This is a genomic window from Belnapia sp. AC561 (genome assembly GCF_979252845.1).
Genome location: NZ_CEEDBP010000313.1, coordinates 1 through 257 on the forward strand (window position 1 = coordinate 1; position 257 = coordinate 257).

1 protein-coding gene is annotated in these 257 nt (G+C 67.7%); it reads left to right on the forward strand.

Translation table 11 applies throughout. The features are described from left to right. Window positions 1-257 (forward strand): Gfo/Idh/MocA family oxidoreductase (locus AC0IW9_RS31230; protein WP_471652176.1); only part of this gene is annotated, 257 nt, incomplete at both ends.

The following is a 257-nucleotide window of genomic DNA, read 5'->3' on the forward strand; positions in this document are numbered from 1 at the left end:
GCGGAACAGTCGATCCGCGCATTGGAGGTCGGAGCCGCGGTGTTCTGCCAGAAGCCGCTGGGTCGCGACGCGGCCGAGGCGGCGCGCGTGGTGGAGGCGGCAGAAGCCCTAGACCGGCTGCTGATGGTCGATTTCTCGTACCGCTATACGGAGGGGATGCGGCAGATCGCCCAACTGGTCCGCGGCGGAGCGTTGGGCCACGTCCACGCGATCGATCTCACCTTCCACAACGCCTACGGGCCGGACAAGCCGTGGTT